The following is a 6,046-nucleotide window of genomic DNA, read 5'->3' on the forward strand; positions in this document are numbered from 1 at the left end:
GAATAGAGGTGACCCATGAAAAAATTAGGCTATCTACTCATTGCTTCCGTATTTCTAGGAACAGACATACTAGCTGTTAATGCTGGTATAGCACAAGTATCAATGTATAGAATGCTGTTAGCTCTATGCGTGATCACTATCAGTTTTATCTATATTAGAAGAGACCCGGCAGTTAGCTTGAGATTTAATCTTCAAGATAATCAGTTCAGGTATGTGTATCTCATTTGGTTAATTATTGGTGTATTTTCGTTTATATGGGCAAGAGATAGTGGGAACTGGATGAAAGGGATCTTTTTCGTCGGAGTAGGGACCTTTACCATAGTTCTGACTAGCACCCTTATGACTAGTCAAAGGGATCTAAAAAAATGTTTCGTCATCTTATTTTCGATGATAGGTTTTCATCAATTGATGGGCTTATACGAAATAATGACGAATCATTATATATGGGCTGATTTATCAGGACCAGTTAGAGCGAACTTCTCGGCTAATAGTGGGGCTCGAGTTCCATACACCACCTTTACTAATATCAACGATTATTCAACTTTGATTTTTGCCAGTATTCCACTATCCTGTATTATCTTGTTTAATACAAACAAAAAATGGCTCAAAGGATTAAGTATTCTATCTATTCTTTCCACTTTGTTTTTGCTTTACCGAACAGGCTCAAGAGGAAATCAACTGGCGTTAATTTTGTTCGTTTTTACTCTATTCATACTTAAAACAATGAAGCGCCGTTACTTAAGGGTTATTTTATATTCCATTTGTATCTTTATGGTTCTGTTTATAGGGGCTTATTTTGCTGTTCCATCTTTACGTTATTCTATTTATAGTGTAGTTATCGCTTTTATTAGGCAATCAGGATCTAATGTTTATCGAATCAATTTGCTACTAAACGGCTTTGCCTTCTTGGCGCAATCCTTTGGCTTCGGGGTTGGGGCAGGTAACATTGAGACATGGATGGTTGAGTCACCGATTTTTGTAGTAGACGCTCCCAACATTCATAACTGGTTTATGGATATTCTTGTTGCGTATGGATTGATTACCTTTATCTTATACACCCTGATGTACCTTTACATCTTAAGACAATTATATGTCTCTTATAAATATTCTTATAATCCGTTTATTAGATCGTCATCTTTCTTTTTGTTTGCTTACGTCATTAGTTTTGTAGCATCATCTATATCGTCAGCATCAAATATTTTTATTGAATGGCAATGGGTCTTATGGGCGGTAATCATCGCATTTGTTCAGTTAACAGAAAAAAAGGAAAGTGAAAACAACATAATCAAAAAAGGAAATCCTACAATATCCAATGTATATTAGTTATACAAAAATTAATCAGAAAATGTGTAAAATGTAAAACAGACAATAAAAAATAAGTGTGAAGAAAGGAGGTGATTCCTTTTTCTTCACACTTATTTTATAATGCAAGTAACTAAAAAAGGTGAAACGTGTTAATGATAACTAAAAATGACCGATTATAAACGGTGGAGGGAAGTTATTTAACTCTTTGAACAAAAAGAACACTTATTGTCAGTAAACTGTAACAATTTTCATAACTTTTAACTGGAAATAAAAGGTAGACTAACAACAGTGTTAAGTTATTATAAAGTTGAAAAGGAGTTTTTTGAAAAATGAGCAAAAAACGATTGGCTAGAAAATCTTTAATCTTCAGTGCATATTCATTATTGTTGATAAGAGCTGGGGAACATGATCAGAACTTAAACGTTCAAGCAGAAACATTAGGAGAAGATATATATACTTTTGAGCAAAAAGAATCTTTTGAAACGGAAGACTATCATACTGTTGAGGAATTCATTGAAAAGAATGAAATTATTACTACAGTTGCACCACCTGCACCAAGAACATTTGTGACGACTCAATCATCTCAGCAAGCGACATCGTCTGTCGTTAGACTGTCAGGAGATAACCGCATGCGCCTTGCGGAAAACATTAGTAAACAAGGATGGAAAGTAAGTGATACAGTTTTCATTTCAAATGGCTTTAAATTCACAGATGCACTCTCTGGAACCCCTCTTGCAGCACAGTACAATGCGCCTATGTTATTGGTTAATGGAAAAAGTATAGATACTCAGACATTAAATGAGATTAGTCGATTAAGTGCTAAAAATATTATTATATTAGGCGGACCTCACTCTGTTCCGGAACATATTGCTAATACATTGAGAAGTAAAGGTCTTAATGTTAGACGTATAGCTGGAAATAATAGGTACGATACATCAAGAAAAATTGCAGAAGAGTTAATCAACTCAAGCAAAGCAACAACTGCACACTTGGTTAATGGAGAAGCTTATGCGGATGCTGTCAGTATTTCTGCAGTAGCGGGTCGCAATAAGCAACCGATTCTGTTAACAAAAGCAAACGCTCTACATAAAGAAGTACAAACCATGACTAATTCAATTAAAAATTGGAATATTATCGGTGGAAATACCTCAATTACAAATACTGTAGAAACACAATTGAATCAAAGGGTAAACACCGTTAAACGTATATCCGGTGCTGATCGATATGAGGTCAATCGAAACGTATTGAACACATGGGGCATGACAGGACGAAAAATCTATGTTGGTTCTGGCGATGCTTTTGCAGATATATTAACTGGATCTGTATTAGCTGCTAGAGAAAATACAGGTATTTTACTTTTAAGTGAACGAGAAAGTCATATCGCAAGTGCTGAACAGTATGCTAAAACGAAAAATCTTAATGATTTTGTTATTCTCGGGGGACCAAATACCCTTTCAGAAGGAATCGTTACTCGATTTTCAAATCTCTATCCTTTAGTAATCATTACTCGTGGCCATAAGAATGGACTTTATACTGTTCAAAGAGGCGATACGTTTAATGCAATAGCTGACAGTTTTGGTTTAAGTCCACTACAGTTAACTGTGTGGAATAGACATATACCAAATATAAATGTGTTGGCTGTTGGTCAAACCCTCGCCGTAACCCGTACTGGTGTAGAACAATTACTTTCATCAGCGGATAAAGCAAGATTAATGCTAACAAATAATCCTTCTCCGTTTAAGTCAGTACATGAGTTCATTGACTGGATGGCCCCTTCAGCGATTGAAGTTTCCAATAGATCAGGTGAGGAAGCATTGTACCCGTCGTTGATGATAGCTCAAGCCATACATGAAAGTGGAGCAGCTAGAACGATTGGCCTAAGTTCTCTATCAAGACCGCCTTACCATAACTTATTTGGAATCAAGGCGGGTAACAACCCTGACTATGTTGCCGCATGGACATGGGAAGTAATGAATGGCATACGTGTGGATGTTATTGCTAGATTCAGAAGCTTTCCATCCTACACTCAATCTTTAGACGTATACGCCAACATGATGCGTCGCGGAAGAGGAACAGGTGAAGACTTTTATTATAGAGGAACATGGAGAAAGAATACAAAAGACGTCATGGAAGTTTTAGATAATGGCGGATTAAGAGGCTATGCAACAGATCCTGAATACTTTAATGCTATTAGACGAGTAATTAATAATTATAACTTAACTCGCTTTGATTAATCGGAAAGTAAGGAATTGTTTTTAAGTTTAGAAGAGAACACATAGAAGGGAATAAAGATGAATTTTATTATAAAAAAAATTAAAAAATCTATAGTCATATCAATGAGTGTAATTCTACTAGCCACACCAATCGGGTCTAGCTTCTCAATGGTTGCATTCGCAGAAGAAAACACAGCAATCGCAAATGAAGAGCAACTAAATGAAGGTGACGGACAACAAGAAGATAATCTGGTAGAAGAATCAGATGAACGTCATGAGGAAGATGTTCCAAAGACCTTTTTGCAAGAAGAGCCAGACGTAGAGGAATCTTCTGATGACCGTTCTGTTTTAGACGAAGGAGAACAAAATGAGGTTGAGAGTCTAGAACAAGAAGTCGCTCCTACAGTGCAAGAAGCAGAAGAAGTAGAAATAGAAGAAACAGACGAAACAGACGACGTAATAGAAGAAGCTCTATTTCTTGAAGGACTAGAGGACTCGTATACTGACATGGAACGCTCATTCAAAGAATTTTTGACTACCATAGAGGACTTATCTAACGAGGCCGTTCGGGCAAACATTAACGATTTCCAACTATTTATAGATGATGAATACACTGTGCATTCACAATTGGAAGTGTTGGTACCGGACAGACTTGGAGCTGGACAGTCAGATAAACTAAAAGCTATCCTACTTGATATCCGAGTTGAAAATCAAGTGAGGGATATGCAAGCCCGCATAAACCCGATGAATATGATAACGACAAGCTCAGTGTCTACTTCCTCTAATAGGTCAAACCGTAGAGTGGAAAGAGAAACAGTAGTAGATAGAGTAACGGGCCAAAACCGAATGAGAGTAGCAGAGAATATTAGTAGAAAAGGGTGGACACGCAGTGATAGAGTAGTCCTTGCTAATGGATACAAATTTGCTGACGCTCTTTCTGGCTCTCCTCTTGCGGCACATTATAATGCACCGATGTTACTTGTTAACGGAAATAGTATTTCTCCTCAGACGTTAAATGAAATCACTCGATTGAGAGCGAAAGAAGTCATTGTTCTGGGTGGGGTAAACTCTGTTCCTGAGCATATTATAACGACATTAAGAAATAGAGGTTTATCTGTTCGTCGATTGGCAGGTCAAAACCGTTATGACACATCCCGTATTATTGCAGAAGAGTTAATTAGCTTACGTGGACCATCTACGGCCCACTTAGTCAATGGGGAAGCTTATGCAGATGCAATTAGTATATCTCCAGTAGCTGGAAGATATAAGCAACCCATCTTATTAACTAGATCTCATACTTTGCATGAAGACGTACAAAGAGTGGCAAGGGTTATTAAAGACTGGCGCATCATTGGTGGAGACACATCAGTTAGTCGCCAAGTAGAGAATCAATTAAACGCTCAAACACGAAATGTTAGACGACTATCAGGAAGTAATCGTTATGAAGTCAATAAAGCTGTACTGAACAATTGGGGGATTAATGGTAAACATGTGTATGTCGGATCAGGTGATGCCTTTGCTGATGTCTTAACAGGTTCAGTTTTAGGGGCAAGAGAATCCTCTGGTATTTTACTGTTGAGTAACCGAGATGGACACATTGAATCTGCTAAAGAGTATGCGAAAAGTAAGCAGCTTGATCGTTTCACATTACTTGGCGGGGAGTCAACGTTAGCACCTAAGGTCATGACAGCCTTTAAAGATTTGTACTTAAATCCTAAAGCTTTAGTTTACGTGGATGCCGGTCATGGCGGAAGCGATGCTGGTCCAGTTTACGGAGGCGTATCTGAAAAAGTATTAAACCTACAAATTGCTCGTCAGCTGAGAGATCAGTTGGTTGCTTCTGGAAATTACGATGTCATTATGTCTCGTGATACGGATCGATACCTTACTCTGGCCCAAAGAACAAATGAAGCAAACGCTAGAAAGGTAGATATTTTTGTAAGTATCCACCATAACGCTATGGGCGGCACACACGCTGGTTCAGCTCGTGGAGTGGAGACGTTTATCCATCACCGTGTAGCTAGTGGCTTTGGCCAAGAAACTCGCCGTAGTCAGTTTAGAACAAGTGATCCACGTATTAAAGATAGCTTAGCACTAGCGGATGAAATACACCCTAGAGTCGTTAGAGTAGCCAATCAATTTGACCGAGGAGTCAAAGGCAATAACTTCCACGTCCTTAGGGAAAGCAATATGCCAGCTGTCTTACTAGAATATGGATTTATGGATCACGCTGGAGAATTATCTCTAGTGAGAACAAGCTCTTATCAAAGAAATGCTGCTATCGCTACTAAACAAGGAATAGACGCCTATTTCGGATTCTAATTCAGAATCTATTAACTATTTTGAACGAGCATTCATCTAGAAGATGTCTGCTCGTTTTTTATATTTGTTAGTTTCATGTAAGAGGCGTATGCCAAAAACATTAGCTAAAGGCATTAGTCGAAATCGATGTTTATGGCAATATAAAAGTAGATAGTATTGCAACGAAAATCTTAGAAGCTTGAACAAACAAAAAAGGCTTGCCAGCC

General features: G+C 37.7%; 3 protein-coding genes. All 3 read left to right on the forward strand.

Annotated features, from left to right (window positions below; translation table 11 throughout):
* Window positions 1-15: 15 nt before the first annotated feature.
* The 3 genes from C3945_RS03085 (at window position 16) to C3945_RS03095 (ending at window position 5,840) form a co-directional block, all read left to right on the forward strand.
* Window positions 16-1,323, forward strand: coding sequence for an O-antigen ligase family protein (locus C3945_RS03085; RefSeq protein ID WP_161878217.1), 1,308 nt, complete (start codon window positions 16-18; stop codon window positions 1,321-1,323).
* A 311-nt stretch (window positions 1,324-1,634) separates the two neighbouring features.
* A complete protein-coding gene (locus C3945_RS03090; RefSeq protein ID WP_161878218.1) occupies window positions 1,635-3,539 on the forward strand; it encodes a cell wall-binding repeat-containing protein in 1,905 nt (634 codons plus the stop codon).
* A gap of 57 nt (window positions 3,540-3,596) precedes the next feature.
* Complete coding sequence (locus tag C3945_RS03095; RefSeq protein WP_161878219.1) at window positions 3,597-5,840, forward strand: cell wall-binding repeat-containing protein; 2,244 nt, start codon at window positions 3,597-3,599, stop codon at window positions 5,838-5,840.
* Window positions 5,841-6,046 lie beyond the last annotated feature (206 nt).

The sequence above is a fragment of the Alkalibacterium sp. MB6 genome (assembly GCF_009935905.1).
Lineage (GTDB): Bacteria > Bacillota > Bacilli > Lactobacillales > Carnobacteriaceae_A > Alkalibacterium.